This window comes from Emcibacter sp. SYSU 3D8 (assembly GCF_039655875.1).
Lineage (GTDB): Bacteria > Pseudomonadota > Alphaproteobacteria > SMXS01 > SMXS01 > RI-34.
The window spans coordinates 1010166-1035247 of the sequence record NZ_JBBYXK010000001.1; the positions used below are offsets into that span (position 1 = coordinate 1010166).

Sequence of the window (25082 nt, forward strand, 5' to 3'; positions counted from 1 at the left end):
AGCCGCCACACCCGGCGACGGCCCGGCCTTGATCCTGGAGCTGTTTCGCGCCCCGAGCGCGCCGCTGTCGTCATACCGCTCCTTACATGTTCGGATAGTTGGGACCGCCGCCGCCTTCGGGCGTCACCCACACTATATTTTGCGTCGGGTCCTTGATATCGCAAGTTTTGCAGTGCACACAATTCTGGGCATTGATCTGCAAGCGCGGATTTTCGCCGTTTTCATCCCGAACTATTTCGTAGACGCCGGCCGGGCAATAGCGCTGCTCCGGGGCGTCGTACTGGGCCAGGTTGATCTCGATCGGTACCGACGGATCCTTCAGCGTCAGGTGGATCGGCTGGTCTTCCTCGTGATTGGTGTTGGACACGAACACCGAAGACAGCTTGTCGAAGGTGACCAGGCCGTCCGGCTTGGGATAGGCGATGGGCTGGAATTCGGACTTGGGCCGCAGCGCCTCGTGGTCGGCCTTCTTGTGCTTGAGCGTGAATGGCAGATGGCCGCCCAGCCAGCCCTGAATGCCGGTCATCAGCACGCCCGGAATCAGCCCCCAGGCGAAGGCCGGCTTGGCGTTGCGCACCTTCTTCAGGTCCTCGTAGACCCACGACTTCTGGTAGGCCTTGCTATAGCCGGTCAGTTCGTCATGGCCCTCGGAGCCTTCCTTCAGCGCCTGGAATGCCGCGTCGGCCGCGAGCATGCCGGTCTTCATGGCGTTGTTCGAGCCCTTGATCTTGGGCACGTTCATGAAGCCCGCCGTGCAGCCGATCAGCACGCCGCCGGGGAATACCAGCTTTGGCACCGACTGGAAGCCGCCCGCCGTCATGGCGCGGGCGCCATAGGCGATGCGTTTGCCGCCCTCGAAGAATGGCCGCACCGCCGGATGGTTCTTGAACCGCTGGAACTCGTCGAACGGTGACAGGTAGGGGTTGGCGTAGTCGAGGCCGACCACGAAGCCCACCGACACCAGGTTCTCGCCGAAATGATAGAGGAACGAGCCGCCATAGGTCTGCGTGTCCATCGGCCAGCCGAAGCTGTGCTGGACATATCCCGCCTTGAACTTGGCAGGATCGATCTCCCACAATTCCTTGATGCCAATACCGTATTTCTGCGGTCCGACACCGTCGCGCAGGTCGAACTTGTCGGTGAGTTGGCGAGTCAGGGAGCCGCGCGCGCCTTCGGCGAAGAACGTATATTTGGCATGAAGCTCGATGCCCGGCGTGAAGTTCGGGCCATGGCTGCCGTCACGGTGCACGCCCATGTCGCCGGTGGCCACGCCCTTGACGCTGCCATCTTCATGAAACAGCACCTCGGCGGCGGCGAAGCCCGGATAGATCTCGACCCCAAGCTCCTCCGCCTGGGTCGCAAGCCAGCGGGTCACGTTCGCCAGGCTGACAATGTAATTGCCCTTGTTGTGCAGCACCGGCGGCAGCATGAAATTCGGAAAGCTGATCGAGCTTTTCTCGGTGAGGTACATGAACTTGTCCTCGACACACGGGGTGTCGATCGGCGCGCCACGTTCCTTCCAGTCCGGAATCAGCTCACTGAGCGCGCGCGGTTCGAATACCGCGCCCGACAGGATGTGGGCGCCCACTTCCGAGCCCTTCTCGATGACGCAGACACTGTAGTCGACGTCATTCTCCTGGCAGAGCTTCTTGAGCCGTATCGCGGCAGCCAGTCCGGCCGGACCAGCGCCCACGATGACGACGTCGAACTCCATCGACTCACGTTCCATATTGCGCCCCTTATATTCGCTCCTGAGGTGCCCGCCTTATATGCGCCGCCGGGCACGAGGGTCAACGATAGGTCGAATCGCGGCGCCGCCCCAATGAAATCCCGGCGCGCGGCCTTTTTCCGCCATGTGCGTGGCGACAGCACTCGATCGGCAGTTGTGCAACGCCTGCAAAGCGCTACCTGATCCTCATGGATACTGGATCAGCGGCCGGCATCATCGTGGGTGTGATCATCGGCGTGTCGATCGGCGCCATGTACGGCAGCCCGGTCATGGGCATCGGCATAGGTATCGCCCTTGGCATCGCCATGGCGGCAATCCTGCGCCGCGGGCGGGACAGGGATTAGACGCGTCAGTGCTTGTGCTGCTGGAAGGCCGCGAGCTTTTCCGCGGGCGCCTCGGTCTGGTGCTTCGCCTTCCATTCCTCGTAGGGCATGCCGTAGACCCGTTCGCGAGCCGCGTCACGGGTGACATCGATACCCACATCCTTGGCCGCTTCCTGGAACCAGTTCGACAGACAGTTCCGGCAGAACCCTGCCAGATTCATCAGGTCCAGATTCTGCACGTCGGGCCGCGTGCGCAGGTGCTCGACAAGCCGCCGGAACGCGGCGGCCTCGATTTCGGTCTGGGTTTGCTTGTCCATAACAGTGCTCCTTGGTCGGGATTTGTCTTACTATATGTTCGGCGCGGCCAGACCGCCAACCCAGCCCTTATCCCGGAGCCGACATGACCGATGATCGCGACCTCGCCCTTGCCCTGCTGCGCTGGCAGGTGGAGATGGGCGCGGACGAGGCCATCGGCGACGTGTCCGTCAACCGGCTTGCCGCGCCGCCGCCCCCGCCAGCCGCCCTGCCCGAGGCGCCGCGTCAGCCTTCCGCGCCGGCGCGGGGTGCAGCCCAGGCATCGCAGGCGCTGCCGCTGGAAGCCGTGCAGGAATCCGTCTCCACCGCCCGCCGCATCGCTCAGGGCTGCACCAGCCTGGACGAGCTGCGCGAGGCCCTGTCCAGCTTCGACCTGTGTCCGCTCAGGGCGACGGCAACCAATCTCGTCTTTGCCGACGGCAACCCGGACGCCGGGCTGATGCTGATCGGCGAGGCGCCGGGCGCCGACGAGGACCGGCAAGGCCTGCCATTCGTGGGCGCCAGCGGCAAGCTGCTCGACCGCATGCTGGCCGCGATCGGCCGCGACAGGACCACGGCCTATATCACCAACACCATTTTCTGGCGGCCGCCGGGAAACCGCACCCCGACCCAGCTGGAATCGGCGCTGTGCATGCCGTTTCTCGAGCGTCACATCGAGCTGGTGCGCCCCAAGGTGCTGTTGCTGGTTGGCAAGCAGGCGGCCGGCGTCGTGCTGGAGACCGCCGACGCAATCACCCGCCTCCGCGGCAAATGGAAGACCTACACCAAGAGCGGTCTCGACGTGCCGGTCATGCCCACCTACCATCCGGCCTATCTGCTGCGTCATGCGCCGGCGAAGCGCGAGGCGTGGCGGGATTTCCTGGACGTCAAGAATCGTCTGGCGTCCATGAGCGGCGTATGACGGAAAGAACGGGTCGACAAAGCGCATGAAATTGCAGTTCAGGATCATCATGGCGGCGGGCGTGTCCCTGCTGGTGGGCAACGCGGCGGCTGCCCAGAACGCGGCGGCGCCACAGACGGCCGTGACGGCAGCCTCGGCCGCCAGCACCACCGTGCCTGCGGTCATCGAGCCAAAGGTGCTTTCGCCCGACGACGCCCAGGCCTATCGCAAGATATTCGAGCTGCAGCAGGATGGCCGCTGGGCCGAGGCCGACAAGCTCATCAGGAAAATCAAGGATACGGCGCTGATGGGCCATGTGCTCTACCAGCGTTACATGCATCCGACCAAGTACCGCTCGACCTTCCACGAGCTGCGCGACTGGATGACGCTCTATGCCGACCATCCCGAAGCCAACGACATCTATTCGCTGGCCATGCGGCGCAAGCCGAAGCGGGATGTCGCGCCGGTGCCACCCGTGCCGCAGCGCTACGTGCCGCCCGAAATCATCGGCGAGGGCGAGCCGCTGCCGCCCGAGGAACTGGAGCGCCGCCGGAAGGAATCCGCCATTCGGTCGCAGATCTCCTCGGCGCTCAGGAGCCGCGATCCGGAGAAGGCCGAGCGCGCGCTGATGGCGGTGAAGGGCAAGGGCATCTTCACCTCTGCCGGCTTCGACACCCAGATGTCGCTGATCTCCAAGGCCTATTATTTCAACCAGAAATACAAGAAGGCGCTGGACCTTGGCTCGGACGCCGCCGAGCGCAATGAGGGCGAGATCGCCGAGGCGGCCTGGGTTGCCGGCCTGTCGGCCTGGCGCATGCAGAAATACGGCCGGGCGGCAAAGCTGTTCGAGAAGTGCGCCCGCGCCCGCGATTCCGGCAACAGCCTGGGCTCGGCCGGGGCTTACTGGTCGGCCCGCGCCCATCTGAAGGACCGCGAGCCGGAAAAGGCTTTCGAGATGCTGAATCTGGCGGTTCAGAATCGCCGCACCTTCTACGGCATCCTGGCCGCCCGCCAGCTCGGCATGCCCCTGCCCTACGATTGGTCGGCCCCTCAGCTGACCCAGGCCGACTTCAACGAAGCGCTGGATAATCAGGGTGTCCGACGCGCCGCTGCGCTGGCGCAGGTCGGCGACACGGCCAGGGCCGACGAGGAAATGCGGCTGGTGATCCGCCGCCTTGCGCCGGACTCGCCGCGCGCCAGCCTGCTGCGGGTGGCGTTCCGGCTCGACTTCATCGGCTCGGCGGTCACCCTGGCCCGCCAGGCCGAACGCAAGGGCGGCCCCGTTATCGAGGCGGCGCTGTATCCGCTGCCGCAATGGCAGCCGCAGGACGGCTTCAAGCTTGACCGGGCGCTGCTGTTTGCGTTCACCCGGCAGGAATCCAACTTCATGGCCCGGGTGGTGAGTTCCGCCGGCGCCCGCGGCCTGATGCAGCTGATGCCGTCGACCGCCGCCTATATCTCCGCGGATCCGACCCTCAAGAACCGCAACGCCGAGAAACTGTTCGATCCGTCCTTCAACATGATGCTGGGCCAGAAATACCTGCTCTATCTGTTCGACAAGGGCGTGACCCAGAGCAACCTGATCCTGGTGGCGGCCTCCTACAACGCGGGGCCGGGCAATGTGTCGAAATGGCTCGACCGGGACGATTCGCTGGGCGACTGGCTGCTGTTCATGGAATCGATCCCGATTTTCGAGACCCGCGCCTATGTGGAGCACGTCCTCGAAAATCTCTGGGTTTACCGCGCCCGCTTCAACCAGCCGTCGCCGTCGCTCGACGCCATGGTGGTGGGCGAGGCGCCGCTGTATTCGCGCAGCGACCCGCGCGAGCTGGCGGCCCAATGAGCATCGACGAGAGCAGGCCGTTCGTCCCGGTCCGCATCGCCGTGCTGACCGTATCGGATACCCGCACGCTGGACGACGACAAATCGGGCCAGACCCTTGTCGACCGGATCGCGGCGGCCGGCCATGTTCTGGCGGCCCGCGCCATCGTCACCGATGACGTCGAGGCCATCACCGGCCAGCTCCGCGCCTGGATCGCCGATCCCGAGGTGGACGTGGTGGTCTCCACCGGCGGCACCGGCGTGACCGGCCGCGACGTGACGCCCGAGGCGTTCGAGCAGGTCTATGAGAAGAAGATCGAGGGCTTTGGCGAGATGTTCCGCATGCTCAGCTACAAGCTGATCGGCACCTCGACCATCCAGTCCCGCGCCACCGGCGGCGTCGCCGGCGGCACCTACCTGTTCGCCCTGCCCGGATCGCCCGGCGCCTGCCGCGACGGCTGGGACGGCATCCTGAAGGACCAGCTCGACTACCGCTTCAAGCCCTGCAACTTCGTCGAGCTGATGCCCCGGCTGCAGGAGCATGTGAAGGGGCGGAAGTGATCCTGTTTCGGCCGACCGGCCCAAGTGAGCTGGCGCTGATCGAACAGAGCGGTTTCAAGACGTTTCCACCGCGCCTACCTGACCAGCCGATATTCTACCCGGTGATGAACTTCCCCTATGCCGAGCAGATCGCCCGCGACTGGAACTCCAAGCGCGAGGACACGGGTTATCGGGGTTCGAGGTCGACGACGATTTTGCCGCTCGCTACGAGCCGCAGACCGTCGGCGCGAGCATGCACCGGGAGCTTTGGGTGCCCGCCGAGGAACTGGACGCATTCAACGCCCGGATTGTCGGCGTGATACAGGTCGTCGCGACCTATGATCGCGGCGAGCGAACGAGCTAACCTCCGCACGCGCCAACCCCTCGTTCGTCATCCCGGCGAAGGCCGGGACCCAGTCCCTCTTACGAAGAAACCGGCGCAAAATGCGCCGGATTCTCCAGTCTGGGCCCCGGCCTCCGCCGGGGTGACGATGATGGTATGGAGACTAATGTTCTTGTTTTGTTCGCTCCCGCCGATCTATTATCGACTCATGCCCCGCCTCTACAAACCACCCGCGACCGTTCACGCCGTCCAGTCGGACGCCCGGCGCGGGCGCGGCGCCGCCTCGAAATCCGCCGGGCGGTTCGAGCGGTTCCAGACTGAAGTGTTCGACGACGGCTGGGACACCGTCGACGAAGAGCCGCCGCCGCTGCGCACCACCGTACAGGCGGACACCGCGCGCAGCGTCATCACCTACAACCAGTCGCCCGACATCCATTTCGACCGGTCAATCAACCCGTACCGGGGCTGCGAGCATGGCTGCGTCTACTGCTTCGCCAGGCCGAGCCATGCCTATCTGGGCCTGTCGCCGGGCCTTGATTTCGAGAGCCGGCTGTTCGCCAAGTTCGACGCGCCCGACTTGCTGGCAAAGGAGCTGCGCAAGAAAGGTTACCAGCCCGCCATGATCGCGCTGGGCGTCAACACCGACTGCTACCAGCCCATCGAGCGCGAGCACCGCATCACCCGCCGCCTCCTCGAGGTGCTGAGCGCCTTCAACCATCCGGTGAGCATCATCACCAAGTCACAGCTGATCCAGCGCGACATCGACATCCTTGCCGACATGGCGGAGCGCCAGCTCGTCATGGCCGCGGTGTCGATCACCTCGCTCGACCGCGAGCTCGCCCGGCGCATGGAGCCGCGCGCGGCGACGCCGCACCGCCGCCTGGCGACGCTGGAGGCGCTGAACAAGGCCGGCGTGCCCACCACCATCATGACCGCGCCGCTGATCCCGGGCCTCAACGACCACGAGATCGACGCGCTGCTCCAGGCCGCCCACGATGCGGGCACCCGCCGCGCCGGCTACGTGCTGCTGCGCATGCCGTTCGAGATCAAGGATCTGTTCCGCGACTGGCTTGCCGAGAATTATCCGGACCGGGCGAAGAAGGTGATCAACCTGATCCGCGCGGCGCGCGGCGGCAGGGACTATGACAGCGAGTTCTTCACCCGCGGCAAGGGCAAGGGTCCCTATGCCGAACTGATCGGCCAGCGCTTCCGGGCGGCGTGCCGGCGGCTGGACATGAACAAGGCGCCCCATCCGGTCGATTTTTCCAGGTTCAGTCCGCCGCCTGCGGCCGGGGATCAGTTGGCGCTTTTCTGAAACCGGCCACCGGGCTAAAACCGCCCCATGCCGGATTATTCCATGGAACTCGAGATCGGCGGCATGGTTGCCGGAGTGGACGAGGCGGGGCGCGGGCCGCTGGCCGGACCGGTGGTCGCGGCCGCGGTCATTCTCGACATCGGCCGCCTCCCGGACGGCATCGACGATTCCAAGAAGGTGCCGCGCGAGCGGCGCGAAATGCTGCATGGCCTGATCGCGGCCTCGGCCCAGGTGGGCGTCGGCATGGCGAGCGTCGAGGAAATCGACAGCATCAACATCCTGCAGGCGACGTTGCTCGCCATGACCCGCGCCATCGAGGCGCTGCCGGTCGCGCCGCACCACGTGCTGATCGACGGCAACCGGCAGCCCGGATCCCTGCCCTGCGCCTGCCGGACGGTGATCCGCGGCGACGCCATCAGCCTGTCCATCGCGGCCGCGTCGATTATCGCCAAGGTCACGCGCGACCGGATCATGACCGCGCTGGCGCTCGATCACCCCCATTACGGTTGGGAGCGCAACGCAGGATATGGTACGCCGGAGCACCAGCGGGCGCTATCTCTGGTAGGAATATCGCCTCATCATCGCAGAAGCTTCGAACCGATATATCGACTCATGAATCAGGATTCACGCACAAGCAATTGATTCCACGCAGTGAATCCTAAAAGTTAATCGTTGACGTGAATAATCGCCTGACTCACCATGGCGCGAATCGGCAAAAAGGCCGTGCGACATAAGGGCGGGAAACATGGCGACTCCGGGCTTGCGGCTCGACACCATCATGGAGGGCGATTGCATCGAAGTGATGCGTTCGCTGCCGGACAAATCAGTCAACCTGGTGTTCGCCGATCCACCCTATTTCCTCCAGCTCAAGCAGGATCTGCACCGGCCCGACAATTCCAGGGTCGACGGCGTCGATGACGACTGGGACAAATTCTCCGGCTTCGGCGACTACGACAGCTTTACCCATGCCTGGCTGACCGAGGCCAAGCGCGTGCTGAAGGACGACGGCGCGCTGTGGGTGATCGGCACCTATCACAACATCTTCCGTATCGGCGCGGCGCTGCAGGATCTGGGTTTCTGGATGCTGAACGATGTGGTCTGGCGCAAGACCAACCCGATGCCGAATTTCAAGGGCACCCGCTTCACCAACGCCCACGAGACACTGATCTGGTGCGCCAAGGATGAGCACCAGAAACGCTACACGTTCAACTACGAGGCCATGAAGGTCTCCAACGACGACCTGCAGATGCGTTCCGACTGGCTGTTCCCGATCTGCTCGGGCCGCGAGCGGATCAAGGTGGACGGCCACAAGGCGCACGCCACACAGAAGCCCGAAGCCCTGCTCCACCGCCTGATCCTGGCGACCACCAATCGCGGCGACGTGATCCTCGACCCGTTCTTCGGCTCGGGCACGTCTGGCGCCGTCGCCAAGCGGCTCGGCCGCCACTATATCGGCGTCGAGCGCGAACGCCGCTATATCGAGGTGGCGCTCGACCGGCTGGCCAAGGTCCGCACCCTGCCTGATGACGCCCTCGACACTACCGTATCCAAGCGCGCCCAGCCCCGCATCCCGTTCGGCACGGTGGTCGAGCAGGGCCTGCTGCAGCCCGGCACCGTGCTGTTCGACCCGACCCGGCGCCACCGCGCCAAGGTGCGCGCCGATGGTTCGCTGTCATCCATGGATTCCACCGGCTCGATTCACCAGATCGGCGCCCGCGTCCAGGGCGCCCCCGCCTGCAATGGCTGGACCTTCTGGCACTTCGAGGACAAGGGGAGCCTGATCCCCATCGACCTGCTGCGCCAGAAGCTGCGATCGGCGATGGTGGTCTGACACCGGCGCGGCAGGAACAGCCATGAGGCCATTGCCGGGCTACGTCATCCCGGCGCTGCTCGTCGGCTTCCGGGATATCGCGTGGCTGTCCCTCATCATCTGGCTAGTCGTATTTCTGAGTCGCGAGCCGTAATTTATCGAACGGTTTCTGCTCGGACTGGCATTCTATGCAGCGTGCTCGATCCTGTTCGCGTGCTACCTGCTGGCCGCACTCGCCGTGAAAGCCAGGGCGGGTGCGTTGGACCTAACGGCGTCACGGACCTGGAAAGAGAAATTTGCGCTCGTCTCGGACCACTCGGTGATTTGAGATCGAAGCTGAGCTTTTTGATCGAGCTCTTACCCTAAACCCTTAAAATATATCGTCATCCCCGCGCACGCGGGGACCCAGTCGGGGCCGTCACGTGGCATCTCAACCGCTCGGTCACGAAGAATCCTTTTTGGCTGCGCTGGGCGCAGGCAAGGATCAACAAGCCCTACGAAGAGCTGGGTCCCCGCGTGCGCGGGGATGACGGCCTTGGGGTGGCGGAAGCGAGGCTAACCCCTTGCGGCTTTGATTGCTTTCGTCATCACCGTGGGTAACGCATAGTCCGCTAGCCGATCGAGCCGCACCCAGACCCCCTCCGCAACTACACCGGCCGAAACCTCTCCCCGCACCACATCCAGTTCCAGCCGGAAGTGGGTGAACACATGCACCACCGGCTCGTCGACCGCCGTCCATTCGGCCTGTGCCGGTGCGTGGCTCCAGCCGTCGGCTGCCGGGTCCTCGGTCCATGGGCTGGACGGCACCTCCATCATGCCGCCGAGCAGTCCTTCCTCGGGACGGCGGCGCAGCAGCACCTCCCTGCCCGCCTTGCCCTCGCGCTCCAGCCAGAACGCCATGCCGTAACGGGTCGGCCGCGGCTTCCTGGCCTTCTTGCGCGGCAGATCGGCCGCGATGCCGGCGGCGCGCGCCTCGCAGGCCCATGACCATGGACAGACCATGCACAGCGGAGTGCGCGGCGTGCACACGGTCGCGCCAAGATCCATCATCGCCTGGGCGAAATCGCCGGCGCGCGCGGCGGGCGTGATCGCCTCGGCCCAGCGCCAGATCTCCGGCTTCGAGTCGGGCAGCGGCGTCTCGATCGCACGCAGCCGGCTGATCACCCGCTCCACATTGCCGTCGACCACGGTCGCGCCTTGATCGAAGGCGATGGCGGCGATGGCAGCCGCCGTATAGCGGCCGATGCCCGGCAATTCCAGCAGCACCGCCTCGTTGGCGGGAAAACGGCCGCCATGGCGCTCGACCACGACGTTCGCGCATTTGTGCAGGTTGCGGGCGCGGGCGTAGTAGCCCAGCCCGGCCCATTCGGTCAGCACGTCGTCGAGAGGTGCGGCGGCCAGGTCCGCAACCGTGGGCCAGCGCGTCAGGAACCGCTCGAAATAGCCCTTCACCGTCGCGACCGTGGTCTGCTGCAGCATGATCTCGCTGAGCCAGACGGCGTAGGGGTCGGCAACCTCGCCCGGCGGCGCCCGCCACGGCAATGTGCGCCGGTGCCGGTCGTACCAGGCGAGCAGATCGGATTGCAGGCGCTGCGCATCGTTCAGAATCATCGAAGCGTGATTAAACCAATCGGCAGCAACACGAAACCATGACTCGGCGGGGACCGATGACGGACCCTGTTACTGGCAGCGTTTCCGGTGTCCGCCGCGCGAGAATATCTCCGTGGCGGCCTCGAACGGCTTCTCGAGTTCCGGGTGCAGGGCGGCGCAGCTGGCGGTGATCGCATGTTTGCCCTGCGTATCGGGCGGCAGATGTTCCGGGATGAACCAGTCGAGTTCGCGTTCGACGCTGCCGGTGCTGCCGGCGCAAGGATCGGGCGTCCTGTAGACAAGCCCTTCCACCTCCCGCAACGCTCCCAGCAGCGCCACCGCTTCCTTTCCCGAAAGCGGGCCGGCGCACTGGCGGCCTTCGCTGACGACCACATAGCGGCGCTGGCCCCAATCGGCCTCGAGGCGCTGGAACGGCGCACCGGGCTCGTGATGGACGAGGACGAACCTGAACTTGTTGAGGTCGTTATAGGCCTGTTCGAGATGCGCCTGCCCTGCCCTGGCCGAGTCCAGATAGATGTCGGTCAACTTGATACCGATCAGGAGGCCGGCGACCGAGACCGGCAGCGCCGCGCCGAGCAGCCATTTCGGTGGCAGGAAATAGGCCAGCAAACCGCCGGCCACGCCGGCGACGGCCGCCCCGAGAAGACCATAGCCCAGGGCGATGGCCGGCCCTGCCAGGCCGCTGCCTGGGGGGACGAAGAAGCGTCCGCCGACAAATGTTCCGGCAACCAGGCCGCAGAGCACCAGGAAGATGACGAAGACGACGCCCAGGGCGATACGTTTGCCGCGCGTCATGCCGCCACTCCCGCCGATTGACCGTTCCATCGATCCATCATTGCCCCCTGCTATTCGGTGACAGTGAAGATGTCACGCGCCAGCACCTGATGCTGCAACCCTGTGACATAGCGCACTTCGTACTGTCCCGGCTTCTTGACCACCCGGCCGTGGACCTTTCCAGTGGCGGCGCCCGTGGTGGCGGCGAACCCGTAATTGCTGCCGATGCTCCACATTTTGTGGTCCGGATAGCCCGCCTCGACGACGACGACCCGGTCCTGGCCAAAGCCGTCGCCGGTCCAGGCAACCTCGAAGTCCTCGCCCGCCTTGACTGTCGCGGGCGCATCCACGGTGGCCTTTGCCCGGGTCACGGTCAGGGGTGTGCGCGCCATGACCCGGCCGCCGGGCTGAAGCACATAGACCACCTCGTATTGTCCCTCGATCGCGGGAACCCGAATCGGCGCCGGGCTGACGGGGTTGTCATTCCTGGATATCCGTGCCCAGCTGTTCCGGTTGTAGGCCTCGGCGCCGGGCTCGACGACCGAGACGAAATCGTCCTGCCAGTCCTGCGTCGGTCCCTGCCATATGACGTCGATGGTCGAGCCGCCGACCGCCGTCTCCGGCGCCGAGACGCTCGCGGACACATCGGTCACCGTGATGGGGACGGTGTGCTGCACGGCGTGCATCATGCCGGGATAGGTGGTGTAGCCGCCATACATCACATACCGGATCTCATAGTCGCCGGGCGTCTCGGGCGTCGTCAGCACCGCGGGCTGGCCTTCCTTGAGCGGCGTGTAGCGCTTGTTGTCAAAAGGCCGTTCGAAGCCCGCGGGCACCAGGGTGAGGACATCGCCAGGGGTCAGCGGCCCGCTCCATGCAATGTCGAGCCTGGTCGAGACGGGAACGGCGGCGGGCGCGTCGATGGCATAGAGGCTGTCGGTCACGGTGATGGGCCGCCTTGCCAGGATCAGCGCCGGATCGTTGAGGACATAGCGGACCTCGTACTCGCCCGGCACTGTCGGCGCGCCCAGCTTCGCCGTCGCCCGGTCGTCCTGGTCGACATCGCCATCGCCATCCGTATCCACGGCGCTCTTGTCGCTGGTGCGGGCCCTCGCCGCCGGAAAGAAATAGATGTGCGCCAAGGGCGAATCATCGGGCCGGTTCATGCTGACCGCTGCACCCAGATCGTCCGGGCCCGACCATGCCACGTCGATGGCCACGCCTTCGGCCGTAGTCGCCGGCGCAGACAAGCTAACCGGAATTTCCAGGTCGATCGGCACCGTGATGACCTTGGGTTGCTGTTCCTTCACCGTAAATGCGAGCTTTCCCTTCTTCGGCTTTCCATCCCGCCACCCGGTCCAGACCGCTTCCGCCACATACTCGCCCGGCACGATCTCGGTTTCCGCCGCCCCGCCATTGGCGGTGAAGACGGGAACGCCGCCGACGGCGGGGGTCACCGTCCAGGACAGCCCCGAATCGATCAGCGGACCGCCATCGAGGATGGTCGCCTTCATGGCCAGGGTCGAGGGCACCGGCTCGCCTTCAGGCGCCGCCGTGCCGCCGGTTCCTTCGCCGGCGACCTGCGCCAGCGCATCGGTGAGTTCGTCGGCATCGCCGGCCGCCAGGAACCTCCCGCCGGTTTCCTCGGCGATGCAGCGCAGGCCGGCGCGCTCCTTCTCGGTCACGTCGAAGCCCACCACATGCACGGTGAAATCCAGACCGCCCTCCTCAAGCGCCCGCGCCAGCGCGCAGGGATCCGCATTGCAGGTTTCGAGTCCGTCGGACACAAGGATGATTGTCGCCGCCTTTTTCGTGTAGTTCAGCGCCGTGGCGGCATGCTCCACCGAACGCGTCAGCGGCGTCTTTCCCTTGGGCGAAAGCTCTCGCAGCGCGCCGATGATCTTGCCCCGCTCGGCGCCCACATCGGCCAGCGTCTCGATGTCGCCGCAGTCGCCTTCGCGCCGATGGCCGTATGCCACCAGGCCGACCCGCTGCTGCGCCGGCAATCCCCGCACCAGCCCTTCGACGACGTCCTTGGCAATGACGATCTTGTTGGCGCCCTTGATCTGCCCCCACATCGAACCGGAGGCATCGAGGATCAGGATCGTGTCCCGGGAAGCCGTCACCGGCGCGCCGCCGGCCGCACCGCTTTCAGCGAAACTCTGGTGACCTGCCAACAGCACGGCGCCCGTCGACGCCAGCACCATGGCGGTCCGAAGAAGTGTTTGCATGATCTGCCCCCTGCTCCCCAGAAGCCTTGACCATGGCGGCTTTGGACACGGGAGACAACCCGCGGCGGCCCGGAAAATCGTTGCCAGTCCACCGGGGCGCTGTCAAAACTCTGCTCCATGACCAACAAACGCTCAGGCCATGGACCCCGCCGATTCGGCGACCTGGCGCGGCCATTGCTGAGTCCCGCGCTGCGCAAGCAGGGCTTCGCCCAGAACGAAATCGTGACCCGCTGGCGCGATGTCGTCGGCGCGCTGCTCGCCTCCCGCTCCATGCCCGAACGTCTGCGCTTTCCGCAGGGCGAGCGAATCGACGGCGTCCTGTTTATCCGCGTGGAAAGCAGCTTCGCGCTGGAGTTCCAGCACCTCACCCCCCAGATCCTGGAAAAGGTGAACACGTTCTATGGCTATCGGGCGGTCGCCAAGCTGGTGATGAAGCAGGGCCCCATCCCGCGCGCCGCGCCGCGTCCTTCCGTTACCGTGGCGGCCTTGCCGGCCGAGACGGAGGCGGGACTGGCACGCAGCCTCGACACGCTCAAGCCGGGGCCATTGAAGGAGGCGCTGGGCCGCCTTGGACGGCGAATCCTGGCCGATGGAAAAGCGTGACCAACGGCGTTCGCGGACTATTGTCGCGCCCTCATGAACCTCTTATACTCACAACATCTTGTGGATGAGCCATGACACACCAACAACATCTCATGTCTAAAGTGTTTCGCCTGCCCGCCGCCCTCTTGCTGGCGCTTGGCCTTTCCGTGGCCGCGTGCGGTGATGGCGGGGCCAAGGCTCCGGAACCGGCAAAGGCCGAGACAGCCGACACCGCGGCACCTGCCGCCGAAGATCCGGCAAACGCCAAGCCCATCCCCGGCGTGCCGCTCGACGACATGGCGGAAGGCTCGGTCGACGCGCCCGTGACCGTGATCGAGTTCGCGTCGATGACCTGCCCGCACTGCGCGCACTTCCAGCAGGAAACCTTTCCGCTGCTGAAGCGCGATTTCATCGACACCGGCAAGATCCGCTTCATCTTCCGCGAATTTCCGCTCGACAGCTACGCGGTCGACGCCTCGATCCTGGTCCGCTGTTCCGGCACCGAGAACTACTTCAAGGTTCTGAACAAGCTGTTCGCCGAGCAGCTGCAGTGGATGCCGGCGCCCGGCCCGATCAGCGAAGTATCGCGCGAGGCGACGCAGGACCGCCTGGCCGCCTATGGCGAGGAGTTCGGCGTTGACGAAAAGAAGTACCAGGCTTGCCTGGACAACAAGCCGCTGAAGGATCATCTGGCCAACCGCATGGACGAGGCCAGGGAACGCTACAAGGTGAACGGCACGCCAGCGGTCGTGGTCAACGGCAAGCTCGCGGCCTCGTCGTCCTATGCCGACGTGGCGCAGGCGATCAAGGACGCCACGCCCAAGTGAGACCCGACGGAGAAACCGCTTGCAGTTTCAGCGCCTCAGACTGACCGGGTTCAAGTCCTTCGTCGATCCGACGGAGCTTTATATCGAACCCGGTCTGACGGGGATCGTCGGTCCGAACGGCTGCGGCAAATCCAATCTGCTCGAGGCGCTGCGCTGGGTAATGGGCGAGACCAAGCCCACCAACATGCGCGGCGAAGGCATGGAAGACGTGATCTTCGCCGGCACGGCGCTGCGGCCGCCGCGTAATCTGGCCGAAGTCACGTTGATGATGGACAACGCCGACCGCACCGCACCGGTGACGTTCAACGAGCACGAACAGATCGAGATATCGCGCCGCATCGAGCGGGAAAGCGGCTCGGTCTACCGGCTGAACGGCAAGGAAGTCCGGGCCCGCGACGTACAATTGCTGTTCGCGGACCTGGCAACCGGCGCCCATTCGCCATCGCTGGTGTCGCAGGGCCGCATCAGCGCGCTGATCGCCGCCAAGCCGAAGGATCGCCGGGCCATTCTCGAGGAAGCCGCCGGCACCAGCGGCCTGCACTCGCGCCGGCACGAGGCGGAGCTGCGGTTGAAGGCGGCCCAGACCAATCTGGAGCGGCTCTCCGACATCATGGTGCAGATCGAGGCCCAACTGGCCGGCCTGAAGCGGCAGGCGCGGCAGGCGGCGCGTTACAAGACCCTCAGCGGTCGGCTGCGGGCCGCCGAGGCCATGATGCTTCACCTGCGCTGGCTGCATGCGACCGCGGCGCTGGCCGCCGCCAAGGAACACCTGAAGGAGGCCGAAGCCGTCGTCACCGAGCGCACCCGCGCCGCTGCCGCCGCCAGCACCGCGCAGGCTGAGGCCAGCGCCAGGCTGCCGCCGTTGCGGGAGGCCGCCGCCGAGGCCGCCGCCGCCACCCACCGGCTGAAGGTCGAGCAGGAAAATCTGGATGCCGAGGCGCGGCGCCTGCGTGACGCCATCGCCGGGTTCCAGTCGCGGCTGGCCCAGATCGCCGGCGACATCGGCCGCGAGGAAGCCCAGGCAAAGGACGCCGCGGGCCATCTCGGGCAACTCGCCGCCGAGCAGGCGGAACTGGCAAAGGAAGACGCCGGCCATCCCGCGCGCATGGATGCGGCCGTGAAGGCGGTCGACCGGATCGCCGCCGAGACCCTGGCCGCCGAAAGCGCGCTCGATACCCTGAATGGCAAGTCCCAGGAAGCCGCCGCACGCCGCCGCGGCCTGACCGAGCAGGCCAACCAATTGTCCCAGCAGGTCGCCCGGCTGAAGGATCGGCTGCAGGCGACGGAAGCGGAGATGGCCAGGCTGATCGCCGGCAAGTCCGCCGACAACGCCGAGCAGGAGGCGGCCCGCGCTGTTGAACTGGCGCGCCACAAGGTCGACGAGGCACGTGCGGAAGCCGAAGCCGCGAGCGCCGCCCGGATAACGGCGCAGGCCGAGGAAACCGGGGCGCGCGCCGCCTTCGACGAAATCAGGGGCCGGGCGCGGGAGCTGCAGGCCGAGGAACGCGGTCTCGCCGCCCTCACCCAGACCGCCCAGGGCGGTTTCACGCCCATTCTCGATCAGATCAAGGTGAAATCCGGCTATGAGGCGGCGCTGGCCGCGGCCTTCGGCGAGGATCTCGACCTGTCCGACAGCAGCGAGGCCGCCGCCTTCTGGCAGACCTTGCCGCCGGTTGATGGCGCCGCCGCGCTGCCGGGCGGCGCCAAGGCGCTGGCCGGCTTTGTCACCGGCCCCGCCGCACTGGCGCGTGCGCTGGCGCAGATCGGCGTCGTCGATACCGGTGACGGCGACCGGCTGCAGCCCACCCTGCTCCCCGGCCAGATATTGGTCAGCCGCACGGGCGATGCCTGGCGCTGGGACGGCAAGGTTTCACGGGCCGGCGCACCGAGCGCCGCCGCGACGCGGCTGGAGCAACGCAACCGGCTGGAGACGGTCCGCAGGGAACTGGCCGAGGTCGAGGCTGAACAGGCATCGGCGCAGCAGGCGCTTTCAGCGCTGGTCGATGCGCTCGACGCGGCCGCCAACCGCGACAAGACCGCCCAGCGGCAGGTGCGCGACTCCGAAGACGGGCTGATCGCCGCCCGCAACGCCGAAGCCAGGGTTGCCCGGTTGCTGGCAGAACAGAACAGCCGCATCGCCGCGCTGCAGGAGACCGGTGGCCGGCTGCGCGAGGAACTGGGTGGGAACGACGACCGGCTGAAGGACATTCTCCGATCCATCGAGACACTGCCGCCCGCCGACAGCTTTGCCGCGCCGCTGCAGGACCTGCGCCGGGCCGTCGATGCCGCGCGCAACGCCCTGTCCGAGGCCAAGGCCGCCCGCGACGGCCTGAACCGCGAGGCCGGTTTCCGCGCCAACCGCATTGCCGCCAATGGCCGCGACGAGACGTCGTGGAAGGCGCGGGCGCAAAGCGCCGCCGGCCAGATAGCCCAGCTTCGCGCCCGCCAGGCCGAAGCCGAGGCGGCGCTGGCCGAGGTAAAGGACCAGCCCGCCGGCCTGGAAGAAAAACGCATGCAGCTCGCCGACCTCATCGCCGCAGCCGAGGACAGGCGCCAGACGTCGGCCGCCGTACTGGCCGAGGCGGAATCCGAACTGTCCCGGATGGATGCGGCCTTGCGCGCCGCCGAGCAGGACCTGTCACGTTCCCGCGAATTGCGTGTGCGCGCCGAAGCCGACGCCGAGCATGCCCAGGAACGCTTCGACACCGTCGTCGCCCAGATCACCGAGGATCTGGACTGCACGCCCGGGGAAACCCTGGCGCTTGCCGAACACGAAGAAGGCGCGCCCCTGCCCGAGATCGAAAACGTCTCCCAGCATCTCGATCGGCTGCGCCGCGAACGCGACACCATGGGGCCGGTCAATCTGCGCGCCGACGAAGAGGCCGTCGAGGTTCAGGCTCAGCTCGACAACATGGTGCGCGAGCGCGACGATCTCGACGCCGCGATTGGCAAGCTGCGCCACGCCATCGCCGCGCTGAACAAGGAAGGCCGCGAGCGGCTGCAGGCCGCGTTCGGCACGGTCAATGCCCATTTCGAGCAGCTGTTCACCCATCTGTTCGGCGGCGGCGCCGCCCATCTGACGCTGACGGATTCCGACGATCCCCTGGATGCAGGCCTCGAAATCTACGCCAGCCCTCCCGGCAAGCGGCTGCAGCATCTGGCGCTGTTGTCGGGCGGTGAGCAGGCATTGACGGCACTGGCCCTGATTTTCGCCGTCTTCCTGACCAATCCGGCGCCGATCTGCATCCTCGACGAGGTCGACGCGCCGCTGGACGACGCCAATGTGGAGCGGTTCTGCAACCTGCTGCACGACATCTCCGGCCAGACCGGCACCCGATTCCTGGTGGTCACCCACCATGCGCTGACCATGGCCAACCTGCACCGCCTCTATGGTGTTACCATGTCCGAGCGCGGCATCTCCCAGCTGGTTTCCGTGGACTTGGGAGAAGCTGAACATCTGGTTGCGGCCGAGTAAGTGCAAGGCACTGTTGCAGTAACTCGCCGGTTCCAATTTTTGCATATCAGTCAATAGGTTATGACGTTCCGCCCTATGCTTGACACGCCATATCGGCCCGCCTATGGTGCACGCGCCTTTGGGGGACCGAGTCGGCACCCTAAAGGAGGCTTGTTTGGACGATCGTGATCCGCCCCGCGCGGCGTCGGACCTCCAGGCCCGCATCGACGAGGCGCGCCGCAAGGCCGCGCCGCCCCCATCGAAAGCTCCCAGCGCCAAAGCTGTGAGCATGAGAGCAGGGATCGAGTTGTTTGCGGGTGTGGCGTTCGGGCTCATCGCCGGGATTGCCCTGGATCGTTGGCTTGGCACCGCGCCCTGGCTGATGGTCGTGCTCATGATACTGGGCATCGCGGCCGGATTGCGAAATACCATTCGCGCCGCGCAAGAGGATAACAGTAAGGCCCGGAAGGATACCGACACCGGGCCCTGATACAGGGAACGTCCCGTGGCTGCTGGTCATAATCCGCTCGAACAGTTCCAGATCAAGACACTCGTGCCCCTGGAAGCAGGTGGCTACGATATCTCCTTTACCAATTCGTCCGCGTTCATGGTTTCGACCATCGCGGTGATCACGCTGTTCATGCTGATCGGCGCCCGCAAGAAGGCCATGGTGCCCGGCCGCTGGCAGTCCATGGTCGAGATGAGCTACGAAGCCATCGCGGGCATGATCCGCGATACCGTCGGCTCCGGCGGGAAGAAGTACTTCCCGTTCGTGTTCAGCCTGTTCATGTTCGTGCTCGTGGCCAACCTGACCGGCATGATCCCCTATACCTTTACCGTGACGAGCCATATCGCCGTCACCTTCGCCCTGGCCGCCGTGGTCTTCATCGGCGTCACGCTGATCGGCTTCGCCAAGCACGGCCTGGGCTACCTGAAACTGTTCGCGCCGTCGGGCGTGCCGCTTCCGGTCCTGTTTCTGCTGGTGCCGATCGAGATCATCTCGTATCTGATGCGCCCGATCAGCCTCTCGGTCCGACTGTTCGCCAACATGATGGCCGGTCACGTGATGCTGAAGGTGTTCGCCGGCTTCGTGATCTCGCTGGGCGCCATTCTGGTCCCGCTGGGCATCTTCCCGCTGGCATTCATGGTCGCGCTGACCGGCCTTGAAGTTCTGGTCGCCGTCCTGCAGGCCTACATCTTCTCGATCCTCACCTGCATCTATCTCAACGATGCAATCCATCTGCACTAAACAAGAAAACAACAACACACAGCTAAGGAACTGATCCATGGAAGCTGAAGCCGCAAAGCTCATTGGTGCCGGTATCGCCGCCACCGCCCTCATTGGCGCCGGTATCGGCGTGGGTATCGTATTCGGCAGCTATCTGCAGGGTGCACTGCGCAACCCCGCCGCCGCCTCGACCCAGACCACCAACATGTTCCTGGGCTTCGCGCTCTGCGAGGCGACTGGCCTGTTCGGTCTGCTTGTCTCCATGATGATCCTGTTCGGCTAAAGCGAACCGGATCGGGGATGCCCCGTATGCGCCAGTTCTCAACAGTGGCTCTGGTCCTGACCGGATCCTTCGCCGCCGCGGCCGGACAGGCCGCGCATGCCGCGGAGGGCGGACTGCCCCAGCTCGACCTGACGCGGTTTCCGCCGCAATTGTTCTGGCTGGCTGTCAGCTTTCTGCTGCTCTACCTGCTCATGTCGAAACTCGCGCTGCCGCGCGTGGGCAACATTCTCCGCACCCGTGAGGAGAAGATCGCCGGCGACCTGAACCGGGCCGAACAGCTGAACCGCGAAGCCGATGCGGCGCTGAAGGGTTACGAGCAGGCACTGGCGGAAGCCCGTGCCAAGGCGACCGAGATCGCCACGCAGACCCGCGCCACCATTCAGGCCGAAGCCGACGCCCGTCAGGCGGAAGCCGAAGCCCGTTTGTCGGCACAGGCCGCCAAAGCCGAAGCCAGCATCCGCGCCACCCGCGACCAGGCCCTGGGCCAGGTCCGGGAAATCGCCACCGATACGGCGGTCGCCGTGGTCAGCCGTCTGCTGGGCACCCAGCCGGACAGCGCCAGCGTCGACCAGGCGGTGAGCGAGGAACTGTCGCGCCGGGGAGTGAAGTAGCATGGAGTATGAAGACGGCACCATGACCGAGGTTGGCCGCGAGGCCGCCGCGCACGCCGAGCCCTTCTACCAGTCGCCGGAGTTCTGGGTCGCCATTGCGTTCCTGGCCTTCGTTGCCTTGCTGCTCTACGTGAAGGTGCCGAAGCTGATCGCCTCGACGCTCGACAAGCGTTCGGCGGCCATTGCCACGCAGATCGACGAAGCCCGCCGGCTGCGTGAGGAGTCGGAAGCCCTGCTCGCCCAGTACCAGCGCAAGGAGCGCGAGGCGCACGACGAGGCAAACCAGATCGTCGCCCACGCCGAGACCGAGGCCAAGCGCGTTGCCGCCGACGCCCAGAAGGCGCTGGAGGCCAACATCGCCCGCCGCGAGCAACTGGCGGTGGAGAAGATCGCCCAGGCCGAGGCCACCGCGGTGAAGGAAGTCCGCACGGTCGCCGTAGAGGTTGCAACGGAAGCCGCCCGCAAGGTGATCGCCGCCAGCATCGATCCCGGCAAGGCGAACGCCCTGGTAGAAGATGCCATCCGCGAGTTGCCCAAGCATCTGCACTGAGCCGCATCAGCCACTCGATACTGAAAACCCCGCCCGTCCGGCGGGGTTTTTTGTATCCGGGAATAGGCCGCCTCAGTTCCGGAGACTGGCCAATGCCTCGCCGATGCGCGTGCCGGCGTGAGGGCGCTGGTACATGCGCTCCATGTAGTGCACCAGTCCGGGGAACTCTCCCAGCAGCCCGGCTTCGTTGGCCCAGTCCAGTGTATAGGCCAGCGCGAAGTCAGCGACCGTCGCCCGGTCGCCGACAACGAACTCCCGGCCGATCATGTGCTCGTCAAGCACCTGCGCCATGGGCTTGAAGTCCTCGGCAGCGCGCGTCACGTCGCTGGGCTGGCGCTTGTCCTTGCGATAGAGACTGGTGTTGCGCGAGATGCGCCAGAGCGGCTGCTCAAGCTCGGTAGCCGTGAACATGATCCATTTGTGGAACTCGGCCCGCGCCCTGATATCGGCCGGAATGAGCTCCTTTTCAGGATACTTCTCGGCCAGATAGGTGATGATCGCCATGGATTCGGTCAGCACCAGATCGCCGTCGACGAGCGCGGGCAGTTTCCCCGCCCGATTGATCTTCAGGTACGCCGGGGCGCGATGCTCGCCCTTCATCATGTTGACGACGACAGCCTCGAAGGGCACGCCAAGTTCCTGCAAGGTCCAGCGGACACGGATCGAGCGTGTCGGCGCAAATTCGTAGAGCTTCATGATATGTCCCCAGTTTGAGGGTCGAACGCGCAAAGTCGCGCCGATAATCAGAACCTTATTCAAAACCAGTTGTTTTTTGCAATCAGTTTTTATTGCTGGCAATCTGTGTATCGGGCGTGCGGCCGAGACTGGCAACGGCCCCTTCATAGGCGGCCAGCAGCTGAGCCGAGACCGACGGGGTGCCCGGAGGCCGCGGAATCCCGAGATGGACCTCGCGCAGCTCGTCCATCAACGCCCTGATCAGCGGCCATCCCCCCTCTTCCAGCAGGCGGGACCGCAGGGCCATGTCCTCGGACACCGGCATATGCCGCCGCCCCCACATGCCCATCTGGCACAGGACCGGCAGCAGCTGGATTCCAGCTTCGGTCAGGCTGTAGACGGCCTTCTGCTTGTGGCTGGGATCGTCTGCCCTGGTGATGATGCCCTGCTCGGCCAGCCTTCGCAGGCGGTCGGCCAGGATATTGGAGGCGATGCCCTCGTCCGATTTGGTCAGCAATTCGCGGAAATGCCGCCTGCCGCCGAAGATCATGTCGCGGAGCACCAGCATGCTCCATTTGTCGCCGATGACCTCGACGGTCAGGTTGATGGGACATGCAGAGCGATGTTCATTGGCCATGCCCGCATTATCGCCGCGGCCCTTCCGGTTGCAACATGCAAGCACAGCGGCGGCTTGACTTGACGGCGTCCGGGCCGGAACTTCAGCAAAACTCGAGGGACTCCCCATGAATACGTTGCGAATCGTCACCGCCATTGCCGCCCTTTTGCTCGCTGCGGGCGAAATTGCGCGCTGGTGGGGCGACGCCCGCTTCCTGCCGCTGGCATTCGACGAGTTGCTGATCGCCGCCGCCCTGCTTGCGGCATCGGCCATTGCCGGGCGCGCGGGGCCGATGCCGCTGGGTGTGGCATGGGGTGCATTCTGCGGCTTTACGGCGTCGCTGCTGGTGCCGACGCTCGATCACCTGATGTCGGGTCCGCCCAAGGCGAGTGCCGGATTCTATGCGGTGGTGCTGGCGGTGATGCTGGCTGCCGGCCTTGCCGCGCTCGGCTGGGCAGTGGCGCTCAATCGGGCACGCTCGCGCGTACGGTGAAGCGCCCACTCGGCAGGCTGTTGTAGCGCGCGTCGCCGATGGTAACCTCTGTCTGGCCGGGCCGGCGCACGATCTCGGCGAAGGGCAGGCGCGACCAATAGAGGAAATCGGCGACACGCTTCTCCTGCCGGGCTGCGCGGATGATCGCCGGATGCTTCATGTTGGTGGGCACCAGGTCCGGCTCGAGCGTCAGATGCGGCGCCGGATTCCAGCGCAACTCCCCAAATCCGTAGGCGTCTCCTGTTCCGAAGACGATGCTGCGCCGGAACGGGTCGACCGGTACAGGGCTGGCCAGCACGACCGTCGGCGTCCCCATGCCGCGCGCCGCCACGTCGCGGGCGACGAAGCGTTCGGCCGCCACGCTGGCGGTGCCCATGGCGACGGAATAGGCGGCGACGAACATCAGCGCGGCAATGGCCGGGCGGCCCGCGGCCGCCGACCCGCGCCGGCCCCTGCGGCGGGCGAACCAGACGCCCAGCGCCAGCGAAGCCCATACGAACAGGTCGATGATGAACAGCGCGTCGCCATAGAACCAGCGGTCCGAGAACGGCATCAGGCAGCGGATACCGTAGGTATTGAGGAAATCGAGCAACGGGTGCGACAGGATGCCCACATAGGCAAGGGCCAGCAGCCAGCCGGACCGGACCGGCAACCGGTCCTCCGGCCGCCGCCCTCGCCGCGCCTGCCAGCGGTCGAACCGCACCATGATTGCAACGAGCACGGGCGGCAGCAGAACAAGCGCGATGGGTCCGTGGGTCCAGCCGCGCCGCCAGGCCAGATTTTCACCGAAGAACAGGCCGATGACGTCGAGATCCGGCAAATTGGCCGCGATCATCAGCGTGGCCATCCCCAGCCCGGTCTTCTTCTTCAGGCCCGCCTCGCCCAGGGCGGCGCCGGCCAGCGTATGCGCCAGATTGTCCATGCGCCTATTGGCGGAAAGAATCCGCCGCTAGTCCAGTGTCTTGCGGTAGCGCAGCAGGGCGATGGTCGAGACGATCGCGAAAATCAGCAGGATCGGCCACAGATTGGGCAGGATGTCCCACAGGTCGCTGCCCTTCAGCAGGGTGCCGCGGACAATGCGCAGGAAATGGGTCAGCGGCAACACCGCCCCCAGCCACTGGGCCCATTGCGGCATGCCGAGGAACGGAAACATGAAGCCCGACAGCAGGATGGACGGCAGGAAGAAGAAGAACGTCATCTGCATGGCCTGCATCTGGCTGCGGGCGATGGTCGAGAAGGTGTAGCCCAGCGCCAGGTTGGTGGCGATGAAGGCGGTCAGGCCGACGAACAGCGCCGCGAACGAGCCCATCATCGGCACATTGAACACGAAATAGGCCGCCAGCAGAATGATCGACACCTGGACGAATCCGATGCCGATATAGGGGGCAATCTTGCCGATCATCACCTCGACGGGCTTCACCGGCATGGCCAGCAGGTTCTCCATGGTGCCGCGCTCGGCCTCGCGGGTCAGCGAGATCGCCGTCATCAGCGTCATGGTCATGGTGAGAATCACGCCCAGCAGCCCGGGCACGATGTTGTAGCGGGTGATGCCTTCCGGATTGTAGAGCCGGTGGACGACCACATCGACGGCGGGCCGGCCGCGTTTCTCCACCGCCAGGGGTCCGACCAGATCGTCGCGCAGGGCGTCGTCCACGATGCGGTTGAACGCGCTTACGGCATTGCTGGCGGCCGACGGATCGGTCGCATCGGCCTCGATCAGGACCTGCGGCCGCTGGCCGCGCACCAGGTCGCGGCTGAAGTCGGTTGGAAAAGTCACCACGAATGACAACTCGCCCCGTTGAAGGCCCTTTTCAGCCTCGGCCTCGGTGTAGGTGTCTTCCTTGAAGCGGAAGTAGTCCGAATTGTGCATGCCCGCCAGGATGTCGCGGGTATAGGCGCTGGGATTGGGCGCGATGATCGCCGTCGGCAATTGCTTCGGGTCGGTGTTGATGGCGAAGCCGAACAGGATGAGCTGCATGATCGGGATACCGACCATCATACCGAAGGTCAGCCGGTCGCGGCGGAGCTGGATGAACTCCTTGATCAGGATGGCCTTGATGCGGTTGCCCAT

25 protein-coding genes are annotated in these 25082 nt (G+C 65.6%); 16 read left to right on the top strand and 9 right to left on the bottom strand.

All coding sequences use genetic code 11. The annotated features are described in order from the left end of the window. Positions 1-82 precede the first annotated feature (82 nt). Complete coding sequence (locus WJU21_RS04810) at positions 83-1729, bottom strand: electron transfer flavoprotein-ubiquinone oxidoreductase (RefSeq protein WP_346322241.1); 1647 nt, start codon at positions 1727-1729, stop codon at positions 83-85. A gap of 188 nt (positions 1730-1917) precedes the next feature. Between WJU21_RS04810 and WJU21_RS04815 the strand changes: the two genes are divergently transcribed. Next, a complete protein-coding gene (locus tag WJU21_RS04815; protein WP_346322242.1) occupies positions 1918-2073 on the top strand; it encodes a hypothetical protein in 156 nt (51 codons plus the stop codon). Between the two features lie 5 nt (positions 2074-2078). Here WJU21_RS04815 and WJU21_RS04820 read toward each other — a convergent pair whose 3' ends face one another. Next, a complete protein-coding gene (locus WJU21_RS04820) occupies positions 2079-2369 on the bottom strand; it encodes a DUF1244 domain-containing protein (RefSeq protein WP_346322243.1) in 291 nt (96 codons plus the stop codon). An 83-nt stretch (positions 2370-2452) separates the two neighbouring features. On the opposite strand from WJU21_RS04820, the gene WJU21_RS04825 reads away from it, so the two are divergent. The 6 genes from WJU21_RS04825 (at position 2453) to WJU21_RS04850 (ending at position 9097) form a co-directional block, all read left to right on the top strand. Beyond that, positions 2453-3268, top strand: a complete 816-nt coding sequence (locus WJU21_RS04825) for a uracil-DNA glycosylase (RefSeq protein ID WP_346322244.1) — start codon at positions 2453-2455, stop codon at positions 3266-3268. A 25-nt stretch (positions 3269-3293) separates the two neighbouring features. Further along, positions 3294-5090 (top strand): transglycosylase SLT domain-containing protein, encoded by a 1797-nt coding sequence (locus WJU21_RS04830; RefSeq protein WP_346322245.1) that lies wholly within the window; start codon positions 3294-3296, stop codon positions 5088-5090. Further along, positions 5087-5629, top strand: coding sequence for a molybdenum cofactor biosynthesis protein B (gene moaB, locus WJU21_RS04835; RefSeq protein WP_346322246.1), 543 nt, complete (start codon positions 5087-5089; stop codon positions 5627-5629). The genes WJU21_RS04830 and moaB overlap by 4 nt, the downstream gene beginning before the upstream one ends. Positions 5630-6159: 530 nt before the next feature. Further along, positions 6160-7266, top strand: coding sequence for a PA0069 family radical SAM protein (locus tag WJU21_RS04840; RefSeq protein WP_346322247.1), 1107 nt, complete (start codon positions 6160-6162; stop codon positions 7264-7266). Positions 7267-7308: 42 nt separating this feature from the next. Continuing rightward, the gene (locus WJU21_RS04845) at positions 7309-7908 is read left to right on the top strand and encodes a ribonuclease HII (protein ID WP_346322248.1); all 600 of its coding nucleotides are present in this window, start codon (positions 7309-7311) and stop codon (positions 7906-7908) included. Between the two features lie 103 nt (positions 7909-8011). Beyond that, positions 8012-9097, top strand: coding sequence for a site-specific DNA-methyltransferase (locus WJU21_RS04850; RefSeq protein WP_346322249.1), 1086 nt, complete (start codon positions 8012-8014; stop codon positions 9095-9097). Positions 9098-9631: 534 nt separating this feature from the next. Here WJU21_RS04850 and mutY read toward each other — a convergent pair. The 3 genes from mutY to WJU21_RS04865 form a co-directional block, all read right to left on the bottom strand. Next, a complete protein-coding gene (gene mutY, locus WJU21_RS04855; RefSeq protein ID WP_346322250.1) occupies positions 9632-10687 on the bottom strand; it encodes an A/G-specific adenine glycosylase in 1056 nt (351 codons plus the stop codon). Between the two features lie 69 nt (positions 10688-10756). Further along, positions 10757-11482: a hypothetical protein gene (locus WJU21_RS04860; protein WP_346322251.1), complete on the bottom strand. Its 726-nt coding sequence runs from the start codon at positions 11480-11482 to the stop codon at positions 10757-10759. 50 nt (positions 11483-11532) lie between these two features. After that, the gene (locus WJU21_RS04865) at positions 11533-13692 is read right to left on the bottom strand and encodes a vWA domain-containing protein (protein ID WP_346322252.1); all 2160 of its coding nucleotides are present in this window, start codon (positions 13690-13692) and stop codon (positions 11533-11535) included. A gap of 117 nt (positions 13693-13809) precedes the next feature. Between WJU21_RS04865 and WJU21_RS04870 the strand changes: the two genes are divergently transcribed. The 8 genes from WJU21_RS04870 to WJU21_RS04905 all read left to right on the top strand — a co-directional run bounded on the left by WJU21_RS04870 (position 13810) and on the right by WJU21_RS04905 (position 21227). Beyond that, the gene (locus WJU21_RS04870; protein ID WP_346322253.1) at positions 13810-14295 is read left to right on the top strand and encodes a DciA family protein; all 486 of its coding nucleotides are present in this window, start codon (positions 13810-13812) and stop codon (positions 14293-14295) included. Positions 14296-14366: 71 nt separating this feature from the next. Beyond that, positions 14367-15101, top strand: a complete 735-nt coding sequence (locus WJU21_RS04875; protein WP_346322254.1) for a thioredoxin domain-containing protein — start codon at positions 14367-14369, stop codon at positions 15099-15101. A gap of 19 nt (positions 15102-15120) precedes the next feature. Continuing rightward, positions 15121-18576 carry a chromosome segregation protein SMC gene (gene smc / locus WJU21_RS04880; protein WP_346322255.1) on the top strand — a complete coding sequence of 1152 codons (3456 nt, stop codon included), beginning with the start codon at positions 15121-15123 and terminating at the stop codon, positions 18574-18576. A 154-nt stretch (positions 18577-18730) separates the two neighbouring features. Continuing rightward, entirely contained in the window at positions 18731-19045 is a 315-nt protein-coding gene (locus tag WJU21_RS04885) for an AtpZ/AtpI family protein (protein ID WP_346322256.1), read from the top strand. 15 nt (positions 19046-19060) lie between these two features. Continuing rightward, positions 19061-19804 carry a F0F1 ATP synthase subunit A gene (locus WJU21_RS04890; protein WP_346322257.1) on the top strand — a complete coding sequence of 248 codons (744 nt, stop codon included), beginning with the start codon at positions 19061-19063 and terminating at the stop codon, positions 19802-19804. A 37-nt stretch (positions 19805-19841) separates the two neighbouring features. Next, positions 19842-20066: a F0F1 ATP synthase subunit C gene (locus WJU21_RS04895; RefSeq protein ID WP_346322258.1), complete on the top strand. Its 225-nt coding sequence runs from the start codon at positions 19842-19844 to the stop codon at positions 20064-20066. A 26-nt stretch (positions 20067-20092) separates the two neighbouring features. Continuing rightward, the gene (locus WJU21_RS04900; RefSeq protein ID WP_346322259.1) at positions 20093-20677 is read left to right on the top strand and encodes an ATP F0F1 synthase subunit B; all 585 of its coding nucleotides are present in this window, start codon (positions 20093-20095) and stop codon (positions 20675-20677) included. Position 20678: 1 nt separating this feature from the next. Beyond that, positions 20679-21227, top strand: a complete 549-nt coding sequence (locus tag WJU21_RS04905) for a F0F1 ATP synthase subunit B (protein WP_346322260.1) — start codon at positions 20679-20681, stop codon at positions 21225-21227. A gap of 72 nt (positions 21228-21299) precedes the next feature. Here the strand turns inward: WJU21_RS04905 and WJU21_RS04910 are convergent, their stop codons facing one another. Further along, positions 21300-21923: a glutathione S-transferase family protein gene (locus WJU21_RS04910; protein ID WP_346322261.1), complete on the bottom strand. Its 624-nt coding sequence runs from the start codon at positions 21921-21923 to the stop codon at positions 21300-21302. A gap of 82 nt (positions 21924-22005) precedes the next feature. Beyond that, positions 22006-22539: a helix-turn-helix domain-containing protein gene (locus WJU21_RS04915; protein ID WP_346322262.1), complete on the bottom strand. Its 534-nt coding sequence runs from the start codon at positions 22537-22539 to the stop codon at positions 22006-22008. 106 nt (positions 22540-22645) lie between these two features. Between WJU21_RS04915 and WJU21_RS04920 the strand changes: the two genes are divergently transcribed. After that, the gene (locus WJU21_RS04920) at positions 22646-23011 is read left to right on the top strand and encodes a hypothetical protein (protein WP_346322263.1); all 366 of its coding nucleotides are present in this window, start codon (positions 22646-22648) and stop codon (positions 23009-23011) included. On the opposite strand, the gene WJU21_RS04925 is transcribed toward WJU21_RS04920, so the two are convergent. Both WJU21_RS04925 and WJU21_RS04930 read right to left on the bottom strand, forming a co-directional pair. Continuing rightward, on the bottom strand, positions 22983-23933 hold the full coding sequence (locus WJU21_RS04925) for a metal-dependent hydrolase (protein ID WP_346322264.1): 951 nt from the start codon (positions 23931-23933) through the stop codon (positions 22983-22985). The two genes, WJU21_RS04920 and WJU21_RS04925, sit on opposite strands and share 29 nt — an antisense overlap. A 27-nt stretch (positions 23934-23960) precedes the next feature. Next, entirely contained in the window at positions 23961-25082 is a 1122-nt protein-coding gene (locus WJU21_RS04930) for an ABC transporter permease (protein WP_346322453.1), read from the bottom strand.